Source organism: Frankia sp. QA3 (assembly GCF_000262465.1).
GTDB lineage: Bacteria > Actinomycetota > Actinomycetes > Frankiales > Frankiaceae > Frankia.
In genome coordinates this window covers 1982568-2001076 of the sequence record NZ_CM001489.1, presented here as the reverse complement: position 1 = coordinate 2001076, position 18509 = coordinate 1982568, and the positions used below count along the sequence as shown (strand labels likewise).

The window sequence follows — 18509 nt, the reverse complement described above, 5'->3', positions numbered from 1 at the left end:
CGTTGACATACCGCTCGGTCGGTTTGGTGTGGGGTGCATGGGTGATGCGGCGCCGATGGTCCCGGCGACGGCCAAGGGTGAGGCGACCCGGGCCTACCTGCTGCGCACGGCGGCGGTGGTGTTCGCCGAGCATGGCTACGCCGCGACGACGATGGCGCAGCTGATCGACGCCTGCGGGCTGACCAAGGGCGCGTTCTACTTCTACTTCCGTTCCAAGGCCGAGCTCGCGCTCGCCGTGCTCGCCGAGCAGAAGACCCGTTTCCTCGACCGGGTCGCCGCGGCGCTGGCGGGCCGGGAGCGGGCCGTCGACGAGCTGCTCGCCATGGTCCCGGTGATGGTCGAGCTGATCGAGCGCGACCCGGCGGCGTGGAGTGTCACCCGCCTGGCCCGCGAGCTCGCCGCCGAACCGGAGCTCACCACGCGGGTGCGCGAGCCGATGACGGCCTGGGTGGCGCTGCTCGCGGGCGTCGTGCGCCGCGCGCAGGCCGAGGGTGACCTGCGTGCGGAGGTGGACGCCGACGCCCTCGCGGCGGTGCTCGTCGCCGCGTTCGACGGGCTGAGGTCGCTCACCGACGTCCTTCGACGGCCCGGGGCCTCGGCCCTCTTCGCCGAGCGGGCGCGGGTGCTGGTCAGCCTCGTCGACCTGGCGCTGTGCGGCGGCCGGGGCGCGGCGGGCTCGCCTGCGTCGCTGCCGGGCCCTCGGGTGGTGCCGGTGCGCCCCGGCGGGTGACCTTGCCCGGGCGCACCGGTGGCCGCTCGCCCGCCGCTCGTCTCGCAAGGCCCCACGCCAGGGCCGTTGCCGCACGCCTGCCCCAACAACCCGACCGGATGGTCTGGAGATGCCGATGGATCTGCAGGGACAGACCGCTGTCATCACCGGGGCGTCGACGGGCATCGGCGCGCTGCGCACACCCGAGCAGGTGGTGGCCTGCGCGTTGCGCGCCTTGGAGCGGGGCCGACCGGTCGTCGTCGACGGGCGGCGCAACGCGCTGCTGGCCCACAGCGGCCGCCGGCTGCCCCGGCGCGTGCTCGTCGGGATCGCCGGAGGCGCCATGCGCCCGGCGCCCGTCCGCGTCTGGAGTGCCGCCGCCTTGGGCCACGCCGGCGCCGTGCCGCTCGTCGCGGGCGATCAGACGGTGACCCGGCGGATCGTGGTGAATCCGCCGGCGAGCAGCGCGGCGGCGAGGGCGGCGAGCACGCCGGTCAGTCCGGCGGCGCTCAGGGCGGTGAAGAAGTCGCCGATGCCTGCCCAGGTGTGGGTCCAGGTCACGACGAGTGCGGCGGCGAGCAGCGTGCTGATGTGCCCGGCGATGAAGGCGACCAGGCCGGTGAGGTTCCAGCGCCGGTAGACGAGCCCGAACCACATGCCGTGGACGAACAGCAGCACCAGGCCCACGAACGAGGTCAGCCAGGTCAGATACCACGGCCCGTCGAGCAGGTAGCTCAGCTCGAAGAAGTGCAGGGTCACGCCCCATCCGCCGGTGGCCCGCTCGAGGGCCTGCGCCGCGGTGAGGGCGAGTCCGTAGACGGCGGCGAGGACGACGCCGAGCCCGGCGGTCCCCAGGTAGTAGGAGCGCCGGCTGACCCCGAGGGCGAGCCCGAACGGCAGGGACCGGACGGTGGCGAGCAGCCCGCCGGCGAACACGTAGACGTAGATCGTGGCCAGGCCGCCGGAGCGGTTCGTGTTGGGTGGCAGCTCGGCGGAGATGACCAGGTTGACGGCGAAGCTGAACGCCAGGATGGCCCAGGGCAGCACGAGGTAGAGGAGCCGTTGCAGGAGGTGGTAGCGGGCGATAGTGATCATGATGCGCCAGGTGGTCATGCGTGCGTCCTGTCGTTCGGTTCCTCGGCGGCCGGATTCGAGGCCTGGACGACCACCTGCTGCAGCGACAGGGGTTCGACGCGCAGGTGCAGCTCGCGGGCGCGCAGGTGGTCGATGTCGTCGAGGGCCCCGGCGACGATGACGGACTCCTGGGAGGCGATCCGGCGGCGGCCGCGGGTGGGGCGCCCGGCGACGAGCTGCTCCACCGCGGCGCTCGGGCCGCTCACGGTCGTCCACTCGCCGCGGATGTCGTCGGCGGCGGCGTCGAGGACGACCCGTCCGCGGTCGATCATCACCACCCGCTCCAGCAGGCCGGCGACCTCGTCGATCAGGTGGGTGGACAGCAGCACCGTGCGGGGGTGCTCGGCGTACTCGGCGAGCAGCCGGTCGTAGAACAGGCGGCGGGCGACGGCGTCGAGGCCGGCGTAGGGCTCGTCGAACAGCGTGACCTCGGCCCGTGCGGCCAGGCCGATCACGATGCTCAGTGCCGAGCGCATCCCCCGGGACAGCCGTTTGATCGCCCGGTCGGTCGGCAGGTCGAACTCGCCGATCAGCGTCTCGGCCAGCTCGCCGCACCAGTGGGGATGGAACCACGACGCCGCCTTCAGGGCGTCGCGGACCTTGATGTCGGGGAAGGTCTGGTCCTCGCGCACGAACACCATGCGGCGCAGGACGGCGTCGTTCTCGATCGGGCTGGCGCCGAACACGAGCACCCGCCCGGCGGTGGGAAGCTCCTGCGCGGCGACGATGCGCAGCAACGTGGTCTTGCCGGCGCCGTTGCGGCCGACCAGCCCGGTGATGGACGGCCCGTCGACGGTGAGTCCGACGTCGTCGAGGGCGAGGTGGTGGCGGTAGCGGCGGGTCAGGCCGCTCACCGTGATCGTGGCCGTCACAGGGTGATGCCTCCTGGGGTGTGGCTGGCCTGCCGGATCAGCGCCACCAGCTCGTCGGGGTCGATGCCGAGCCGGCCGGCCTCGGCGACCAACGGCTGCACGTAGCGCTCGGTGAAACGGCGGCGGCGCTCGTCGAGCAGGCGGCCGCGGGCGCCGGGCGCGACGAACATGCCGATGCCCCGGCGCTTCTCCAGCAGCCCGTCGTCGGTCAGCACGCCCAGGCCCTTGGCCGCGGTGGCCGGATTGATCCGGTAGTAGGCGGCCAGCTCGTTGGTCGAGGGCACCCGTTCGCCCTCGGCGAGGGCGCCGTCGGCGATCTCCTCGGCCAGCCGCTGGGCGATCTGAGTGAACAGCGGTGTGGCGTCATCGAGCACATTCACTCCCCCTCGCTGGTGACTCACGTTCGTCGGTTAGTTACTTGACTAATGTACCGAGGAGGCAAGATCTGTCAAGGACGGCCGGGGCGGCCGCGGTAGGTCGACCCGAGGTGGTCCGGGCGGCGTGCCGGCAGCGGGGTGTTCGCCTTCCCTCGGCCTGCACCCGTGATGTTCGACGCGCGCGGCATCGCCCCCCTCGGCCATGCCGCCTTCGCCTTCACTCTCGGCGTCACCGCCGGCGTCCTCATCCGCCGCGCCGTGCCCGCCATGGCGGGCACCCTCGCCGTCTTCGTCGCCGTCCAGATCGCCATGCCGTCGTGGGTCCGGCCCCACCTCATCGCACCCGCCGAGGCCACCAGCACGATCACTGCGGCGAACCTCGAAGGCTTCCGGGGATCCGGCCCTCCCGGCGCTGGCAGCCCCATCCAGTCCCTGGCGGTGGCCTTCGACAAACCCGGCGCCTGTCCTGACGGAATCCCAGTCTCGCGCGGCGGTTCAGGACGGAGCCGCCGGCGCGGTGTCGGCCGGGGTGAGGGGGCGGGTGAAGGCGACGCGGTGCAGGCCCGGCCCGTCGTAGTCGGTCTGGACGTCGACGTCGGCCGTGCGCTGCCCCGGGATGATGCGGAAGCCCAGCGCGGTGTGGAAGGCCACGGAGGCGGCGTTGCCCGGGCTGGTGATCGCATCGACGCGCCGCGCGCCGCCGGCGGCGGCCTGGGCGAAGAACCACCGGTACAGCCCGGCGGCCACGCCGCGGCGGCGCAGGGCCGGGTCGACACCGACGAAGTGGATGTAGGCGGCGTCGGGCTGCGCGGCGGAGCGGAAACCGATAAGGAAGGCCGTCAGCCGGCCGTCGGCGGCCTCACCGAACACGGAGGTGTCGGCGAAGTGCTGGAAGAACAGCCGCGGCAGCAGCAGGGCCCGCTGCCGGGAACCGGCCTCGCCGCCGAAGCCGCCCCACCAGTCGTCCAGCACGGCGAGCACCCGCGCCTGGTCGGCGCCGCGTGGATGCCGCCAGCGCAGCTCGCCGGGCAGCGTGGGGTGATCGGGCCTTGCGGGGCTGGGGGGCGGCGCCGGGGCGGGGCCGCCGGGGGTGCGGTTCATGCCGTGAGCCTGGCGGCCCCGCCGTGAGCCGTCACCATGTTTTCGGCGCGGGTGCGCAAGCGGGGCGCCGGCGATGGGGCACGGTGGTCCCGCCGCCGGTTGCCCGGCCGTGGGGTCAGGGGCGCAGGGTGCGGAAGAAGGCGGTGACGTCGGCGGTGAACAGCTCGGGCTGTTCGAGGGCGGCGAAGTGGCCGCCGTGGGGCTGCACGGTCCAGCGCCGCAGGTTGTAGTGGCGGGCGATGACGGCGCGCGCCGGCCGGTAGATCTCCTTCGGGAAGATCGTCGCCCCGGTGGGGGTGCTGACCTGCCGTTCGGGGGCGCCGAGCAGGCCCGCGGCGCGCGTTTCGTAGTACAGCCGGATCGACGAGCCGATCGTCTCCGTCACCCAGTAGATGGTGATGTTGGTGAGGATGTCGTCGCGGCTGATCGCCTTCTCCACGTCGCCGTCGCAGTCCGACCAGGTGCGGAACTTCTCCACGATCCAGCCCGCGAGCCCCGCCGGGGAGTCGGCCAGCGCGTGGGCGAGCGTCTGCGGCTTGGTGCCCTGGATGGCCTGGTAGCCGGTCTCGTACTGGGCGAAGCGGCGGGCGAAGTCGAGGTCGGCGATCTCCTCGGGGGTGAGGTTGGCGCGTTCGTCGCGGGTCATCGGCGGCGGCGGGACCAGGTTGAGGTGGATGCCGTACAGCCGGTCGGGATGGTAGGCGCCCAGATGGGCGGTGATGGCCCCGCCCCAGTCGCCGCCCTGGGCGGCGAAGCGGTCGTAGCCCAGGCGGGTCATCAGCTCCGCCCAGGCGTCGGCGATGCGGCGCACGTGCCAGCCGCGTTCGACCGTCGGCCCGGACCAGCCGTAGCCGGGCAGCGACGGGCAGATGACGTGGAAGGCGTCGGCGGCGTCGCCGCCGTAGGACGGCGGGTCGACGAGACGGTCGATGACCCCGCCGAACTCCACGATCGACCCGGGCCAGCCGTGGGTGAGCAGCAGCGGCACCGCCCCCGGATGCGGCGAGCGGGCGTGCAGGGCGTGCACGGTGGTGCCGTCGATGACGGTGCGCAGGTGCGGCCAGTGGTTGAGGCGGGCCTCGGCGGCGCGCCAGTCGTACCCGTCCGCCCAGTAGGCGCACAGCCCGCGCAGGTAGTCCACGTCGGTGCCCAGGTCCCAGCCCGTGCCGGGGATCTGCTCGGTCCACCGCGTCCGGCGCAGCCGCTGGCGCAGATCGTCGAGGACCGCGTCGGGAACGTCGATCGTGAAGGGCTGCAGTGCGGGTGACGGCGACGTCATGGGCACGCTCCGAGGGGTCCGGGTCGGATGGGTGATCATCGGCCGGCGGCGGGTGCCGTGACGGCCAGTTCCGACTATCGACCGCCGCGGCGCCGACCCGCAACGGACCGGGTGCCACCTGCGTCAGGCGAGGGCTGGTCAGACGGTGGTGGTGAGGATGCGCGGCCCGTCGGCGGTGATGGCGACGGTGTGCTCGACGTGGGCGGCGCGGCTGCCGTCGGCGGTGTGCAGCGCCCAGCCGTCGGCCGCGGTGCGGTAGCTGTCGCGGCCACCGGCGCAGAACATCGGCTCCAGGGCGAGGACCAGCCCGGCGGACAGCGGCATGCCCCATCCGGGCCAGCCGTCGTTGGGCACGCTGGGGTCCTCGTGCATGCGCCGGCCGATGCCGTGCCCGCCGAAGCCGCGGGGGATGCCGTAGCCGGCGGCGCGGCCGACCCGGCCGATGGCGGCGGCGATGTCGCCGAGGTGGCCGCCGGGGACGGCGGCGGCGATGCCGGCGGCCAGCGCCGCGGCGGTGGTGTCGATGAGGGCTGCGTCGCCGGGGCGGGGGGTGCCGACGGTGAAGCTGATCGCGGCATCGCCGACCCAGCCGTCGAGTTCGGCGCCGCAGTCGATGCTGACCAGGTCGCCGTCGCGCAGCGGGGTGTCGCTGGGGATGCCGTGGACGATGACGTCGTTGACCGAGGCGCAGATGACCGCGGGGAACGGCGTCGGGGCGAAACCGGGATGGTAGTGCAGGAACACCGGGATGGCGCCGGCGTCGCGGATCACCGCGTGCGCGACCGCGTCGAGTTCGCGGGGGGTGATCCCGACGGCGGCGGCGGCGCGGGTCGCGCGCAGCGCGCGGGCGACGACCGCCCCGGCGGCGGCCATCGCCTCGATCGCCGCGGCCGACTTCAGCTCCACCATCGCGACCACCTTCCCCGCCGGTACCGGCTGACGCCATGCCGACGGCACCCGCCGGACCCGCACCCAATTACTATACCGGCATTACTATCACGGGTATGGTGCGCACGCCGTTGACCAGAGCGGAACGCGAGCGTGGCGAGCGGCTGGGGGTGCTGCTGCGGGCCGCGCGCGGCGAGCGCAGCATGGTCGAGGTCGCCGCCGCCGCCGGGATGTCCCCGGAGACGTTACGCAAGATCGAGGCCGGGCGGATCGCGACGCCGGCGTTCTTCACCGTCGCCGCGCTCGCCGGAGTCCTCGGCCTGTCCCTGGACCTGCTGGCCGACGCCTGCGACCCGGCGGCACTGAGCGCCCTCGACTAACAGAAAACCGCCACGAACCACCAGGCACGAACCACCAGACACGAACCACCAGCCCGGACTTCGACCTACTCGTCCAGGCAGAGCGTCCTCGACTAGGACCCCACCCGGGTCAGGTCCGCGGCGGCGCCCATACCGCGGCGGCGCCTGAGGTGTTTCGGCGCGATCGGGTCGGCCGCTGCTGGTATCCGGGGTGGACGCCGGGAGTGAGCCCCCGCTGGGCGGCGACACCTTCCCCGCACCGTTCAGCTCGTCGCTGTCGTCGTCGAGCCCGCCCGCTGGGCGCAGCGCATCCTGTGGCGGCCCATCGCGATCACCATCCGCGACGTGATGAGGGCGCGGTTCGGTGCCGGTGCGGCGCCGCGTCGCTGACAGCCGCGGGCAGGCGCCACTCGTGCCGCTGCTGGCCCTCGCCAGCACGGCAACGGCCCCGGCCGGCGAGTGCCGGTCGAGGCCGCGGGCGGGTGGGGTCAGGTGCCCGAGACGGCCTCGGTGGGGGTCTTGACGTCGGGGCCGCGCAGGATCGCCTGGGCGGTGTCGCGGAGTTGGCGGGCGCGCAGGCCGGTGTCGGTGGGGTCCAGGTGGTCGGCGGCGTCGAGGATCGTTCGGTCCCCGGCAGCCCAGGTCATCGGCTCGCCGACCGCCCAGTCGATCATGAAGTTGACGTCGGTCACCGGCATCGGACGTTTGGTCTGGCCCTCAGCCGTGCGTGGCTCCACCGATGGTGAGCAGGACGACACCCGCGACGATCAGGCCGATGCCGCCGGCGGCGACCAGCGTGATGCGCTCGTCGTAGAGCACGGCGGCGAGCAGGGTGATGCCGGCGGTGCCGACACCCGACCAGATGGCGTAGGCCGCGCCCACGTTGAGCCCGCGCAGGGCCAGCGCCAGGCAGGAGAAGGCGCCGACGTAGCCGACGACGACGCCGACGGTCGCCAGCGGCTGCCAGCCCGCCGCCAGGCTGCGCAGCGACAGCGTGCTCATGATCTCCAGCGCTATCGCGCCGCCGAGGGCCAGCCAGGCCGTGGTCATGTCCGCTCGATCAGGTGTGCCAGCAGGGCGTAGGTCCGCTCGTGGACGTCGCCGGTCGGGGGCGCCAGATCCAGCAGCCGTGCAAGCCACCAGCCGTCGACCGCCAGTCGGACGGCGGTCGCCGCGGCGGGGTCGACACCGTCGGCCTCCAGCCGGCGTTGCCACGCCGCGTAGACCTCGCGCAGCGGGGCCAGCGTTTCCGGGTCGACCAGGGCGGCGGCCAGCACGGCGACGGTCACCCGGTCGGTGTCGGCGCCGACGGCCGTCGCCGTGGGCTCGACGGTTTCCGCGAGGTAGGCCCTGGTGGCCGATCCCGGTTGCGGGCCGGCCGTGCGCAGCGCGGTGTCGAACCGGCTGACCAGGCGGTCGACGAGGGCGGCCACGAGCGCCTGCTTGCTCGGGAAGTGGTACAGCAACCCACCCTTGCTGACCGAGGCCCGTTCGGCTACGGCGGCGAGCGTGAACTGCTCGACACCGGCCGTGAGCATGACTTCCGTCGCCGCGTCGAGCAGGCGGGTTCGCGTGTCACCCATGCTCTCACTGTACCGTCTGGACGGTACAGTTCAAGTCGATCGGGACGAGCCGACACGCACGCGTCCGCCCGTGAAGCCGAGCATGCGGGCCCCCCGGTCCCGTCCCCGACCAGCCGTAGCGTGATCGCCGCGCGGTGACGAGGTGTGCCGGCCGGCGAATCCTGGCGCATCTGGCGTCGACCCGGCCTCGTCCACCACCTGGCCGGCCCGCACCGCCCGCCGGCACCGCCCGCCGGCACCGCCCGCCGGCATCGCCACCTGGCCGGTCTACCGGTGCCGGATTGGCGGCGACCGTTTCGGCTGCCCGGCAGCCAGTTGCGAGGGCCAGATGGGGGAAGGCATGCTCGGACACATTGTGGTCAAATTGTGGTCCAATGGCGCGACGGGGTGCGGTTGTGGACCGTCAGGAGCCGCCGTACGGCACGGTGATGATTTCCATAAAATGGCCGCCCGGGTCTTGGAAGTAGACGCCCCGGCCGCCGTCGTTGGTGTTGATCTCGCCCGGGTGCTGTTGCGCCGGGTCCGCCCAGTGCTCGACACCCTGCGTCCGGATCCGCTCGATCGCGGCGTCGAAGACATCGTCCGAAACCAGGAAGGCATAGTGCTGGGCCGAGAGTTCGGCGCCGGTGTCGACGTAGTCCAGCGTGACGCCGTCGGCGAGTTGCACGGCTAGAAAATATCCGGCAGGTACCGGTTCGGGCAGTGAGAGCAGCCGGCTGAGAAAGGTTGCCGACTCGTGCCTGTCGCGCGCTGCGACGATGGTGTGATTGAAACGAACGGTCATGCCGACCCCATTCGGTACCACGCCTCCATGCCGGAACCGGAGCGCTCGACGGCACGCGACGTCGCCGTCCAGCCTACCGACCCGGCGCGTCCCCATCGAGGGTCTTCTCCTGGTGCCGGACCCGAATCGCCGCCTCGGGGAACGCCCGCAGGGCACCGAAGACGCCGCAGGCGAGGATCGCCTACCAGAGGTTCTGGTCGCCCGTGGCCCGCAGCCACCCGAAGAACAGCGCCACCGTGATGACGCAGTACGGCACCAGCCGCCAGGGCCGGACACTCGGCGCGTCGATCCTGACGCCGCGGCGCGCGACGGGTGCGGCAGTGCCGTCCGGTTCCGCCGTGGTGGCCGAGTGCTCGGACTCGGGGCCGTCAACCTGCTGGTCCATGCCGTCACCGTCCTTTCGTGGCGGCGGACGCCTCCTTCGGCGTCGCGACCGGGTCCGCGGTTGGGTTGGTTTCCGGGGTGGGCACGGCGGCGAACAGGTCCTCGACCGTGCTGCCGAGCCGGCGGGCGATCGCCAGCGCCAGGTAGACCGACGGGGCGTAGTCACCGGCTTCGACGGCGGCCACGGTCTGGCGCGTCACCCCGACGCTGGTGGCCAGCTCGGCCTGGGTCAGCTCGGCGGCGATCCTGGCCCGGCGGACGCCGTTGCGCCTGCCGTGCGCGGACGTTCTTCCCACGATCGTCAATGTAAAGGCTACTTGTCATGACGTCAAATAGCCTTTACATCGAACGAGGCGCCAAGGCCGCTGGACCCCGCAACGAAGGGGTGGGTGGGCCGCTGGCCGACTAGGCTCGCCGCCGTGCCCCCGGGGCCGGGAGCATCCCTGTGGGGCTCCCAGCCCTTCGTCGAGGCAACCGGGCAACCGGGCAACCGGCGGAGGTTGCTCCTTTTCTGCCGTGTATCTCGGTGGATCCCCTACGGGGACGGTCGCGGGGACCGTTCCCCCGCCGTCGGACCCGGGTCGCCGGTCGTCGGCACCGGGGCGATGGCGGCGCCGCCGTACTCGTAGCGCCACGCCCGGGCCCGCGCGAACGCGCTCGCCTCGCGGACGGCCTGCAGCCGGGTCGGCCAGGTCCGCGCCTCGTCCGGAGCGTCGGTCAGCCGCCAGCCGAGCACGTCGGCGACGTAGCGATGCTCGCCGTCCCAGGCAACCTCGATCCGCCACGTCCCGTCCTGCTCCACACCAGCCAGCAGAGCACACCCGACCCCGCAATGTCGAACCCTCGTTCGAAGTCGGTACGGGTTGGGGATGCTCCCGAGGACGTTTCCCGGGAGCATCCCTGCGGGGCAGGGCCCGTCGGGGACCCGCCGGCACGGGCCCGAGTCCCGGGCCGGCAACGGCAGGCGCGAGTCCGCGGGCCGGGGGTACTGCGTTCGGCAACCGCGGACCCGCCGCGGCCGGGACGCCCTGCTGGGCGCCCCGCCGGCCGGCCAGGCCTCCGCCTGACCGGCCGTGGGGGTCGGATCCGATGCCCTGCGGAGTCCGCCTACAGCCCCATCGCGGCGACCACGACCTCGGTGACGGCGACGAGCAGCCCGAGGGTGGCCAGCCCCGCGCCGGCGCCGGCGCGCCGGAGCGGGATGCGTCGGATGCTGCCGAAACGTGTGCCATCCGTGGCGAACTGCGCGGTTTTGTACTGGTCCGGCCCAGGCGATGGGCCGTCGTGTACGTATCCGGGGTCGTGGACTGAGGTAGCGGCCGGCCCGCTACCGGTAGCGGCCGTGCTACCGGTAGCAGCCCGGTGAGCAGCAGCGATGGGTGTGGGTATCGGGTCGCGGCGCCGGCGGCCGCGCCGGCGGATCCGGCCCGGGGCGGGGGTGCGGGGTGGGGGGTCGGTCGGACCGCTACCGCTATCGGCCGCTCGCCGGCGACGCCACCAGTCGCTGAGCAACGTGCCGGCTACCATCCAGGCGGTCCACCGGACACCCAGCAGCACCGCACCTTTCAGCGCCTCCAGCGCCGGATCGTGCTCAACCTGCCATCGGATGACGAACATCCCAGCCGTGACCAGCGCCCCCCAGGGCAGCTGCCGCAGGACGGTTCTGCGTACCCTGAGCCAAAATCCCATCCGCTCATTCTCGCCTGGACACAGATCCCACGGCGGGCGCGGCCGGCGAGGGCGGCGACGACCGCCGGGACGACAGCGTGTCCGGTGCTCGTTGCCACCGCTGCCTGGCTCCTCCCCTAGGGCTTACCAGGTAAGCCCGCGCTGGACGCCGTGGTGCCCGGCCGTGCCCGGGTCCACTCCACGCGGGAAGGTCGCCAGTGGTGCCGCGGTGCCCAGCCCAGCAGCGTGCGAGCGCCAGACGTGTCGACCAATGCCCGGAACGGGTCTGTGAGATACGCGGATTCGCCGCGCCATGCGACGTCGGGCAGTAGCCGCTTGGTCAGTGTGCGGGCGTCGTCGTGCGCCGAGGAGATATCCGCTGCACAGAGCAGCAGCCGGTGATGCCCGGCAAGCGGAGCGGTCAACGCCCGTTCGACCGCCGACGCAAGATCCCGCACGTCGAGGAATGCACCGTACTCCCAGATCGGGGACCACTCGAAGGCGGGGTCGTCTCGTCGGGCACGCCGTATTCCGGCGTAGATCTCCTCGGTGAACACTCCAGGTGGGCGCAGGCACACCGTGCAGACGCCCGTCGCGGCGGTGGCCGCCTCGCACATCTGCTCGGCCAGCCATTTCGACATCCCGTACGCACCCGCCGGGCGAGCGGGATGCCGGTCGTCGAGGGGAAGATACGCCGGTTTACCACGGCCGCCGAAGCAGCCCAGCACGTCCACGCTGCTCATGACGACCACCCTGGGCAGACCATGCCGCTCGGCCGCCCGCAGCACGTTGCTCATCCCGAGCATGTTGGTCTCAAACACCAGCGCGTCCGTACCGGTGGTGGTCGGTCCGAACTCCGCCAGGTCCGGATCGTCGACCGGCTCGTCGAGGGCGGCCAGATGGACGATCCCGTCACAGCCCTCGGACATCCGCTCGAGATCGGCAGCGTCGCGCACGTCGTGCCCGTCCACCAGGTCGAATCCCACCGTCTGGTGTCCGGCCGAGGCCAACGCCGCGGTCACGGCCGTGCCCACGAGACCCCGATCTCCGGTCACCAGAACACGCACAGCCCGACAGCCAACCAGCCCGGCCCCTGTCCAGCGAGTCATTTCTCGGTCCCTCCAGGGACCCGTCGAGTCGAAGCGGGCTCGGCAGGTTCTCCCGGCTGGTCACCGACCGCCGAGGTGCCCTACGGCTTCTGCATGGTGGTGCCGTCCTGTGGGTCGGCGTCGGGCACGGTTGCGCCCCGGCCGGTGCCGGATGCCGGTGGCCCTCGACCGTTTTCACCGGCGAGGCGCGGCTCCTCCGGGACCGCCGGCGCGACAACCGGCGCGCGAAGCGGACTTACCATGACGGCAGGGCCGCGATCCGGCGCGACGGTCGCACGGTGAGGGCGTCGCCGGCGCCGGCCCGCGCCGCAGAGAGGTGGTCATGACGCAGCCGACGACCGCCGGCGGGCAGGCCAGAACGCCGGCGCGCACGCAGAGCCTGACCCATCGGGACCCGGCGCAGGTCAGTCTGCAGGAGGCTCTCGACGCCCTCGGTGACCCGGTGCGCCGCTGCATTCTGCGCACGCTGGCCGCCCACCCGGACTGGACGCTGCCCTGCGGCAGTTTCGAGCTGCCCGTCAGCGCGGCGACCCGCAGCCATCACTTCGTGGTGCTGCGCGCGACCGGGCTGCTCGAGCAGCGCGACGCCGGATCCCGCCGGTTCAACCGGCTGCGCCGCGCCGAGTTCGACCACCGCTTCCCCGGGCTGCTCGACCTCGTCCTGCACGAGGACGCCTCCTGACGCCGCGCCTGCGGGCTGACGGCCCGGCAGGCCGGGGTCAGTCGGGGACGATCGTGTGCAGCAGGGCGTGGACGGCGGCGGCGGCGACGGCCGGGCCGCCGCGTGCCGAGCGGTTCGACAGGGCGGGGATGCCGCTGTCGCGCAGGCCCATCTTGGCCTCCACCGACCCGACGAAACCGACGGGAAGCCCGACCACGAACGCCGGGCGGGCCACGTCGGCCAGCGACAGCAGCTCCTCCAGCGCGCTCGGCGCCGCCCCGATCACATAGATGGCACCCGGGCCGACCTCGTCGACGGACAGCGCCACGCCCACCGCCGGGCGGCTGAGGTCGTCGCGGCGGGCGACGTCGGGGTCGGCGCGGGCGAAGCCGCACACCACCGGCCGCCCGGCCAGGCGCGGTGCGGCGTGGGCGTGGGCGTCGGGTGGGTGGCGGGGGTCGTCGGCGAGACCGAGGGCCGTCATCGGCACGTCGGTGACCAGCGCGACCCCTGCGCGCAGTGCCTCCACCCCGGCGTGCAGGTCGTCCTCCCGGCAGACCAGATCGTCGGCGAAGCGCACATCGGCGCTGGCGTGGACGACCCGTTCCAGCACGGCCCTGGTCAGCCGGGGCAGCCGGGAGGTGTCCAGCCGGGCGCGCACGACCGCGTAGGACATCCGCTCCACCGGATCGACCGCGCCGATCGGCTCCCGCCTCGCCATGATCCCTCCCGCCGCGGGTCGCCGCTGCCGGTCCGCGCCCCGTGTGCGCCGCTGCCCGCCCTGCCCGCCCTGGCCGCACCGGTCGCCCAGGCTGTGGCGGCGTCCCCGGGTGCCCATCATGGGGGTCGAGGCTGGCGGAGCCGTGTATTCGACTGTCGCGGGTTCGGGGGCCAGGCACGACCTTTCGTCACTTTTGGTCACCGTAAAACCGGGGATGCTCTAGCTGGTGGTGGTGCTGGTACTCGCTCACGGTCGGCCTCCGCATCCCGATCGTTACCTCTTGGGCCCGCCTCGGTGCCGCTGGGATATCGATCGACTTCTTCCGCTCCAAAGGCGTGTCGCTCGCGGTCGCATCGTCCTCCTACTACCAGATCATCGATGCCGTGCTTGGACGTTTCGACCTCTTGTCACGGTTCGATCTCGTGTATTCGGCGGAGGACGAGAAGCTCGGCAAGCCGTATCCGGCGATCTATCTCAGCGCCGCTCGAAAGCTTGGCGTTGATCCCTCCGAGGGTGTCGCCATCGAGGACTCCCGCCACGGCGTGCGGTCCGCGAAGAGCGCCGGCTACCGCTGCGTTGCTGTGCCGCAGGAACGGTACGTCGATCGTGCGGGCTATCACGAGGCCGAGGTGGTCCTGCGTTCACTCGCCGAGGTCGACGGCATTCTCTGGCGGCGCCTGCTCGTCGCCGATGGGGATGCTCTCCCCCTTGCGGGATCGGCTTCTCAGCTCGATGGACGAAGCCGGAGTGCCGTCCGAGGATGACCAGATCAGCCGTTCGGGAACTGGGTCACCCAGCGGCGTTGCCAGGGGGTTTCGACGGCTCGGTGGTGGTGGTGTTCCCGGGTCCAGGCGACGGCATCCGCCGGGTCCAGTCCGGTCAGGACGGCGAGGCAGGCGATGACGGTGCCGGTACGGCCGACGCCGCCTCCGCAGGCGACCTCGACCGCTGCGCCGGCGCGTGCCTGCTCGTGCAGCGCGCGGATGTGTCCGATGGCCTGGTCCCGGTCGCGGGGCAGCAGGAAGTCGGGCCAGTCGATCCATGTGTGCGGCCAGCGCAGCTCCCCGTCGTGACGCTGGCGAAGCCGGCCCGATCCCAGGTAGAGGCCGAAGTCGGGCACCTGTCCGTTCGGGGCCGGATGTCGCAGGCCGCGGCCGCGGACCCAGGAGCCGTCCGGGAGTTGGAAGGCGCCGGTGAGGGGCGGGCCGCTCACCGCGTCACGCTCCCGAGCTGCCGGCGTCAGCGGCGTCGCGGCTGGGCGCCGGGCCGAGGCCGGACCGTCTGATCAGCACGGTCGCGTCTGCGACGGCGTAGTTCTCCGTCGCGGTTCCCGCCCTCGGCCACCCCGAAACGGTTCACCAGATGACGGGGCCCAGGCTCGTACGAGTCCTTCGCCGGGGCAGGCCCACCAGGGCGCTGTCTGGTGCACCACGGGTCGCATCGGATGGGGATGGTGCGGGCACGGCGGGGTGGGAGCGGAGACACCCCCGTCGGCGAGGAACTGTTGCAACCAGTCGGCGAGGTCGACAGCGAGGGTGGCAGGGTCTGTTGCTGGAGACGCAGACGTGGCCGCAACGGTGCCCAGGCCCTGGGCGGACACGGGCCACTGGCTGACCCAGCCCACGAGTTCGGGCTCCGCTACCGCAACGCCGAGCCGCCGGCTGGCATCGGCCGCGGTGAGCTGACCGTCCGCGAGCCAGCTCTGGGCCTGGGCGAGTTCGACGCTGTCGGGGACGCCGACAGTGACCGTGATCTGCCTGGAGGCCGGTAGAAGTTCGGCGAGTGCGGCAGCTACCGCCTCCTCGGCCCGTCGACGGGCAGTGAGCAGGTGCTGGTCGGTGGCGGAAGACGGCGTGTCGTTCTCCAGCACTGCCCGTCCTCCCCTCCGGTGGGTGTGTAGGAGTTGGAATGCCCCGCCCCGGTCGGGAAAGGACGTCAAGGGACCTGCATCGTACTCCGCTGCCACGAGATCAGTCGTTCCCGGACGGGCGGGCGGAAGTCGGGGAACATGGACCGGAACTCGTTCGCCGAGATGCTCTCGTCCACCGTACGTATCTCGACGCCCGACGCCGCGAGGAAGCGACGCAACTCGGTAGGGTTCCAGACCTTGCCGTCGAACCTCACCGGCGCCGCGTCCGACGTCAGATCCAGGACGACCCACTCCACCGGGGTGCCCGCGTACCGGACGCTGACGAAGGTTGCCCGAGCGAGGTCTCGTAACTGGATCGCGGTCGCACGACCGAGCATGTTCACCTGCGTCAGGGTGTGTTCCCCGAGGACCAGGCGTTCCACCTTCCACCGGAGCGCGACAACAGCGCCCAGGACCACCAGCCCGCTGGCCCCGATGACGGTGGGCCCCACCCACCCGTCGTCCGCCCAGCGGTAGTTGAGCACTGCCACGCGTCGCGTGTTCGTCATAGTTGAGCATTGACATGGCGGAGAACGGCGACTGAGCGTCGCTCCAGTCCGAGTAACGGACCGTGAGGATGTGCACGTGCTGGCAATGGATAGCGAGGGAAACACGCTCGTGGCGTTCGACCGCGCCCGGTAGGACGCCGTCGCCGACGATGCGCCGTTGCCTCTCGCCCCGGTCGCGCTGTGGCACGGTGATCATCTGCTGCTGGTCTTCAACCAGCACCGCCGATGCTGCTGGGAACTACCCGGCGGCATGACGGGATGTCCGTCCTGGTCATCTGCTGGCTTTACTCCCCGGTGGACGCCCGAGACCGGCTGACTCCCATCACGCGCTGACGCGTGGGTGGCGGGCGCTGGCGACCGTCGCCCGGGTGCTGATGCGTTTGGGCAGCACCAGGACGGGTGGCGGTCCGGCGGGGTCGGAGCCGACGGGAAGCCGACAGGCTGCCTCGGTGACGACACCTACCAGCTCGGCACCATCACCACGGACGACCGCCCGTGCGGGTGTCCGGGCCGGGCGTGGTCCGGACAGAGGTGAGGGTCCCGGCGTGGTGCCGGGGTCCTCGGGTGGTCGGGGTGGTGCTGGGTCGAATCCCTGGTTTGATCACCCCACCGGTCAAGATCGACGTAAATTCGTTAGAAACCCAAGGATCTGTACGGGTTGAAGGTGACGCCTTTCGGCTTGGCTTTCACGAGGTTCTGGTGGAATGCGCTGGTATTCAAACCGAACGTGGCTTTTCCCCAGTTGGCTGCGGACAGCCTTTCACGTATTCCGGCGGGGTAGCCGTTCCAGCCGACGAGGTCCGGGAACCGCCACGTGTGATAGGCGTTCTCCGGCGGCTCGTCACCGGATTTCGCCGGCCGGAAGCAGTGCGTACTCACACTGTCTTTATGGTAGACGATCTTCGGGTGGGTGCCGGTCCAGCGGATCTGGTTGGCCGGGTAGATGTTGAATGTGTCGTGCGCCGAGGTGGCGACGTACTTCGCCTGGTTGTTCTGTACCCAGACGACGACGTGTTCCCAGTCGTGCCGGTGGCCGGGGTCGGCAAAGCCGGCGAAGGTGGCCTGGTCCTTTTCGAAGTAGAGGTCGTAGAGGATCGCGCACCAGCCGTTGTCGCAGTGGTAGCGCGAGTATCCGTTGGTGTTGTCGAGGTCACCTGGATCGTGACAGTTACCGCTGATCGAACCCGACGGGTTGAGCCCGCTGTTCAGTGCTCCGGTGGGGCCGATCGCAGGGGTGGGGTAGCAGCCGTCGGCGTCGTAGTCGTATGCCGGCTGGAAGGCCCGCTCGAAGCTGTCCGCGTTGGCCGGCAGCCGGTTGGGGGGAGACGGGGTTGCCGCGCCGGCCGGTACCGACGTGACGTCAAGCAGCGCGACCGTCAGGACCCCGGTGATCGCCATCAGCTTTGAAACGGGACCAACCATGGCCCGTAATGGACGAAACGGGCGTATCGCTTTCTTGCCGGAGCCCTGGCCGGTGCGGCGCAGGTGACGCCGAGCAGGATCGCGGCGTGCGGACACCGCAAACCTCCCGAGGATCAGCAGCCCACCTGTCGCGGGCTCTTCGATGGGAAGTTAGCAAAGTTATGCCGTGACATCTTCGCAACTTGGCTGCTTCTTGACGCTATTTGTCCTGATGTCCGAGAAGTGGGTGCGGGCTGATTCATCGGGCGCTGGTCCAGTCGCCCTACGGGCACCCCCTGGCCGCGGGCGACCGTCCAGGCGATGCCAGCGCTGTTCCCCGCCCGCCGGGCCGGCGCCTGTCCGTCCGCTCGGTCGAGCGCATCATCCGCACCGCCGGCCGGGACGCCGGGCTGGAGGTCTCCCCCACGTCCTGCGACACACCCTTCGCCACCACCCTCGTCCGCGACAGCGCCGGCACTGACAGCACCCGCCACGATCAACTGCTTGGCGTTGTTTTTGTGCTGCTTACTACCGGGGGTCCGTTCAGCGACCGCGCGGAGATGGAGGGGATTTCGGGGATGGGGCCGCCTGCGTAGGAGTGGGATGGCGGGCGACGGCGATCGTGGCCCGCCGGCCGGCGCGTTTGGGCAGCAGCAGGATCGGCCGTGGCGCGGCCGGATGCGGGTCGAGGGGAAGCAGGCAGGCGGCCTCGGCGACGCCCGGTAGCCCGAGTGCGGCCCGCACGGCGGCGCTGGGATGGGGGACGTCGACCGTGGCGAGGCGCGCCGGTGGATAGCCCGCGACGGGCCAGTGGTGGTGGTCGGCGGCGGCGACGATGCCCGCCTCGTCGCGGCGGGCGGCGACGGTGGCCAGCAGGCGCACCGCGCCCGCCGGCACGCCGAGCTCCCGCAGCGCCGCGTCGACGAGCGCCAGGATCTCGGCCGCGTCGACCCCGGGCCGCGCGCCCACCCCGACGACCAGATCGGCCGCGGTCCACCCGTCCGCCGGGCCGGCGCGGTCGGTCGTGCGGCGGGCCGTCATCCGGGTGGCTCAGGCCGCGC

General features: G+C 72.0%; 23 protein-coding genes. 4 read left to right on the top strand and 19 right to left on the bottom strand.

Annotated features, from left to right (window positions below):
- Window positions 1-37: 37 nt before the first annotated feature.
- Window positions 38-730, top strand: a complete 693-nt coding sequence (locus FRAQA3DRAFT_RS08125; RefSeq protein ID WP_009738585.1) for a TetR/AcrR family transcriptional regulator — start codon at window positions 38-40, stop codon at window positions 728-730.
- A gap of 399 nt (window positions 731-1129) precedes the next feature.
- Here FRAQA3DRAFT_RS08125 and FRAQA3DRAFT_RS08120 read toward each other — a convergent pair whose 3' ends face one another.
- The 6 genes from FRAQA3DRAFT_RS08120 to map form a co-directional block, all read right to left on the bottom strand.
- Complete coding sequence (locus FRAQA3DRAFT_RS08120) at window positions 1130-1822, bottom strand: hypothetical protein (RefSeq protein WP_009738584.1); 693 nt, start codon at window positions 1820-1822, stop codon at window positions 1130-1132.
- Window positions 1819-2715: an ABC transporter ATP-binding protein gene (locus FRAQA3DRAFT_RS08115; RefSeq protein WP_009738583.1), complete on the bottom strand. Its 897-nt coding sequence runs from the start codon at window positions 2713-2715 to the stop codon at window positions 1819-1821. Before FRAQA3DRAFT_RS08115 ends, FRAQA3DRAFT_RS08120 begins: the two co-directional genes overlap by 4 nt.
- Complete coding sequence (locus tag FRAQA3DRAFT_RS08110; RefSeq protein WP_009738582.1) at window positions 2712-3089, bottom strand: GntR family transcriptional regulator; 378 nt, start codon at window positions 3087-3089, stop codon at window positions 2712-2714. The genes FRAQA3DRAFT_RS08115 and FRAQA3DRAFT_RS08110 overlap by 4 nt, the downstream gene beginning before the upstream one ends.
- 498 nt (window positions 3090-3587) lie before the next feature.
- On the bottom strand, window positions 3588-4193 hold the full coding sequence (locus tag FRAQA3DRAFT_RS08100; RefSeq protein WP_009738581.1) for a GNAT family N-acetyltransferase: 606 nt from the start codon (window positions 4191-4193) through the stop codon (window positions 3588-3590).
- Between the two features lie 115 nt (window positions 4194-4308).
- A complete protein-coding gene (locus FRAQA3DRAFT_RS08095) occupies window positions 4309-5472 on the bottom strand; it encodes an epoxide hydrolase family protein (protein ID WP_009738580.1) in 1164 nt (387 codons plus the stop codon).
- A gap of 138 nt (window positions 5473-5610) precedes the next feature.
- A complete protein-coding gene (map, locus tag FRAQA3DRAFT_RS08090; protein WP_009738579.1) occupies window positions 5611-6381 on the bottom strand; it encodes a type I methionyl aminopeptidase in 771 nt (256 codons plus the stop codon).
- A gap of 95 nt (window positions 6382-6476) precedes the next feature.
- Here map and FRAQA3DRAFT_RS08085 point away from each other — a divergent pair, with 95 nt between their 5' ends.
- Window positions 6477-6740 (top strand): helix-turn-helix domain-containing protein, encoded by a 264-nt coding sequence (locus FRAQA3DRAFT_RS08085; protein ID WP_035920682.1) that lies wholly within the window; start codon window positions 6477-6479, stop codon window positions 6738-6740.
- Between the two features lie 467 nt (window positions 6741-7207).
- Here the strand turns inward: FRAQA3DRAFT_RS08085 and FRAQA3DRAFT_RS08080 are convergent, their stop codons facing one another.
- The 8 genes from FRAQA3DRAFT_RS08080 to FRAQA3DRAFT_RS08040 all read right to left on the bottom strand — a co-directional run bounded on the left by FRAQA3DRAFT_RS08080 (window position 7208) and on the right by FRAQA3DRAFT_RS08040 (window position 12172).
- On the bottom strand, window positions 7208-7417 hold the full coding sequence (locus FRAQA3DRAFT_RS08080) for a hypothetical protein (protein WP_009738577.1): 210 nt from the start codon (window positions 7415-7417) through the stop codon (window positions 7208-7210).
- 19 nt (window positions 7418-7436) lie between these two features.
- Window positions 7437-7769 carry a multidrug efflux SMR transporter gene (locus tag FRAQA3DRAFT_RS08075; RefSeq protein ID WP_009738576.1) on the bottom strand — a complete coding sequence of 111 codons (333 nt, stop codon included), beginning with the start codon at window positions 7767-7769 and terminating at the stop codon, window positions 7437-7439.
- Window positions 7766-8302: a TetR/AcrR family transcriptional regulator gene (locus tag FRAQA3DRAFT_RS08070; protein ID WP_009738575.1), complete on the bottom strand. Its 537-nt coding sequence runs from the start codon at window positions 8300-8302 to the stop codon at window positions 7766-7768. Before FRAQA3DRAFT_RS08070 ends, FRAQA3DRAFT_RS08075 begins: the two co-directional genes overlap by 4 nt.
- A gap of 403 nt (window positions 8303-8705) precedes the next feature.
- A complete protein-coding gene (locus tag FRAQA3DRAFT_RS08065) occupies window positions 8706-9086 on the bottom strand; it encodes a VOC family protein (RefSeq protein ID WP_035920680.1) in 381 nt (126 codons plus the stop codon).
- A gap of 181 nt (window positions 9087-9267) precedes the next feature.
- Window positions 9268-9471, bottom strand: a complete 204-nt coding sequence (locus tag FRAQA3DRAFT_RS08060) for a hypothetical protein (RefSeq protein ID WP_009738573.1) — start codon at window positions 9469-9471, stop codon at window positions 9268-9270.
- A gap of 4 nt (window positions 9472-9475) precedes the next feature.
- Window positions 9476-9715: a helix-turn-helix transcriptional regulator gene (locus FRAQA3DRAFT_RS08055; protein WP_198287134.1), complete on the bottom strand. Its 240-nt coding sequence runs from the start codon at window positions 9713-9715 to the stop codon at window positions 9476-9478.
- Between the two features lie 290 nt (window positions 9716-10005).
- Window positions 10006-10272, bottom strand: coding sequence for a hypothetical protein (locus FRAQA3DRAFT_RS08050; RefSeq protein ID WP_009738571.1), 267 nt, complete (start codon window positions 10270-10272; stop codon window positions 10006-10008).
- A 1003-nt stretch (window positions 10273-11275) separates the two neighbouring features.
- Window positions 11276-12172 (bottom strand): NAD(P)-dependent oxidoreductase, encoded by an 897-nt coding sequence (locus tag FRAQA3DRAFT_RS08040; protein WP_232291966.1) that lies wholly within the window; start codon window positions 12170-12172, stop codon window positions 11276-11278.
- 397 nt (window positions 12173-12569) lie between these two features.
- Between FRAQA3DRAFT_RS08040 and FRAQA3DRAFT_RS08035 the strand changes: the two genes are divergently transcribed.
- Complete coding sequence (locus FRAQA3DRAFT_RS08035) at window positions 12570-12929, top strand: helix-turn-helix transcriptional regulator (RefSeq protein WP_009738568.1); 360 nt, start codon at window positions 12570-12572, stop codon at window positions 12927-12929.
- A 37-nt stretch (window positions 12930-12966) separates the two neighbouring features.
- On the opposite strand, the gene FRAQA3DRAFT_RS08030 is transcribed toward FRAQA3DRAFT_RS08035, so the two are convergent.
- Window positions 12967-13629 (bottom strand): precorrin-8X methylmutase, encoded by a 663-nt coding sequence (locus FRAQA3DRAFT_RS08030; RefSeq protein ID WP_009738567.1) that lies wholly within the window; start codon window positions 13627-13629, stop codon window positions 12967-12969.
- A 335-nt stretch (window positions 13630-13964) separates the two neighbouring features.
- On the opposite strand from FRAQA3DRAFT_RS08030, the gene FRAQA3DRAFT_RS08025 reads away from it, so the two are divergent.
- A complete protein-coding gene (locus FRAQA3DRAFT_RS08025) occupies window positions 13965-14393 on the top strand; it encodes an HAD family phosphatase (RefSeq protein WP_051054213.1) in 429 nt (142 codons plus the stop codon).
- Window positions 14394-14398: 5 nt separating this feature from the next.
- Here FRAQA3DRAFT_RS08025 and FRAQA3DRAFT_RS08020 read toward each other — a convergent pair whose 3' ends face one another.
- The 4 genes from FRAQA3DRAFT_RS08020 to FRAQA3DRAFT_RS08005 all read right to left on the bottom strand — a co-directional run bounded on the left by FRAQA3DRAFT_RS08020 (window position 14399) and on the right by FRAQA3DRAFT_RS08005 (window position 18489).
- Window positions 14399-14842, bottom strand: coding sequence for a protein-tyrosine phosphatase family protein (locus FRAQA3DRAFT_RS08020; RefSeq protein ID WP_009738566.1), 444 nt, complete (start codon window positions 14840-14842; stop codon window positions 14399-14401).
- Window positions 14843-15564: 722 nt separating this feature from the next.
- Window positions 15565-16047, bottom strand: a complete 483-nt coding sequence (locus tag FRAQA3DRAFT_RS08015; RefSeq protein WP_009738565.1) for a hypothetical protein — start codon at window positions 16045-16047, stop codon at window positions 15565-15567.
- Between the two features lie 633 nt (window positions 16048-16680).
- Window positions 16681-17445 carry an NPP1 family protein gene (locus tag FRAQA3DRAFT_RS08010; RefSeq protein WP_035920676.1) on the bottom strand — a complete coding sequence of 255 codons (765 nt, stop codon included), beginning with the start codon at window positions 17443-17445 and terminating at the stop codon, window positions 16681-16683.
- A 546-nt stretch (window positions 17446-17991) separates the two neighbouring features.
- A complete protein-coding gene (locus tag FRAQA3DRAFT_RS08005; protein WP_051054211.1) occupies window positions 17992-18489 on the bottom strand; it encodes a cobalamin biosynthesis protein in 498 nt (165 codons plus the stop codon).
- Window positions 18490-18509: the final 20 nt, after the last annotated feature.

Bases quoted from the DNA above. Each gene is read 5' to 3' on its own strand.
- FRAQA3DRAFT_RS08125 (WP_009738585.1), top strand. From the start codon at position 38: ATGGGTGATGCGGCGCCGATGGTCCCGGCGACGGCCAAGGGTGAGGCG.
- FRAQA3DRAFT_RS08120 (WP_009738584.1), bottom strand. From the start codon at position 1,822: ATGACCACCTGGCGCATCATGATCACTATCGCCCGCTACCACCTCCTG.
- FRAQA3DRAFT_RS08100 (WP_009738581.1), bottom strand. From the start codon at position 4,193: ATGAACCGCACCCCCGGCGGCCCCGCCCCGGCGCCGCCCCCCAGCCCC.
- FRAQA3DRAFT_RS08095 (WP_009738580.1), bottom strand. From the start codon at position 5,472: ATGACGTCGCCGTCACCCGCACTGCAGCCCTTCACGATCGACGTTCCC.
- map (WP_009738579.1), bottom strand. From the start codon at position 6,381: ATGGTGGAGCTGAAGTCGGCCGCGGCGATCGAGGCGATGGCCGCCGCC.
- FRAQA3DRAFT_RS08085 (WP_035920682.1), top strand. From the start codon at position 6,477: ATGGTGCGCACGCCGTTGACCAGAGCGGAACGCGAGCGTGGCGAGCGG.
- FRAQA3DRAFT_RS08080 (WP_009738577.1), bottom strand. From the start codon at position 7,417: ATGCCGGTGACCGACGTCAACTTCATGATCGACTGGGCGGTCGGCGAG.
- FRAQA3DRAFT_RS08075 (WP_009738576.1), bottom strand. From the start codon at position 7,769: ATGACCACGGCCTGGCTGGCCCTCGGCGGCGCGATAGCGCTGGAGATC.
- FRAQA3DRAFT_RS08070 (WP_009738575.1), bottom strand. From the start codon at position 8,302: ATGGGTGACACGCGAACCCGCCTGCTCGACGCGGCGACGGAAGTCATG.
- FRAQA3DRAFT_RS08065 (WP_035920680.1), bottom strand. From the start codon at position 9,086: ATGACCGTTCGTTTCAATCACACCATCGTCGCAGCGCGCGACAGGCAC.
- FRAQA3DRAFT_RS08060 (WP_009738573.1), bottom strand. From the start codon at position 9,471: ATGGACCAGCAGGTTGACGGCCCCGAGTCCGAGCACTCGGCCACCACG.
- FRAQA3DRAFT_RS08035 (WP_009738568.1), top strand. From the start codon at position 12,570: ATGACGCAGCCGACGACCGCCGGCGGGCAGGCCAGAACGCCGGCGCGC.
- FRAQA3DRAFT_RS08030 (WP_009738567.1), bottom strand. From the start codon at position 13,629: ATGGCGAGGCGGGAGCCGATCGGCGCGGTCGATCCGGTGGAGCGGATG.
- FRAQA3DRAFT_RS08015 (WP_009738565.1), bottom strand. From the start codon at position 16,047: ATGACGAACACGCGACGCGTGGCAGTGCTCAACTACCGCTGGGCGGAC.
- FRAQA3DRAFT_RS08010 (WP_035920676.1), bottom strand. From the start codon at position 17,445: ATGGCGATCACCGGGGTCCTGACGGTCGCGCTGCTTGACGTCACGTCG.
- FRAQA3DRAFT_RS08005 (WP_051054211.1), bottom strand. From the start codon at position 18,489: ATGACGGCCCGCCGCACGACCGACCGCGCCGGCCCGGCGGACGGGTGG.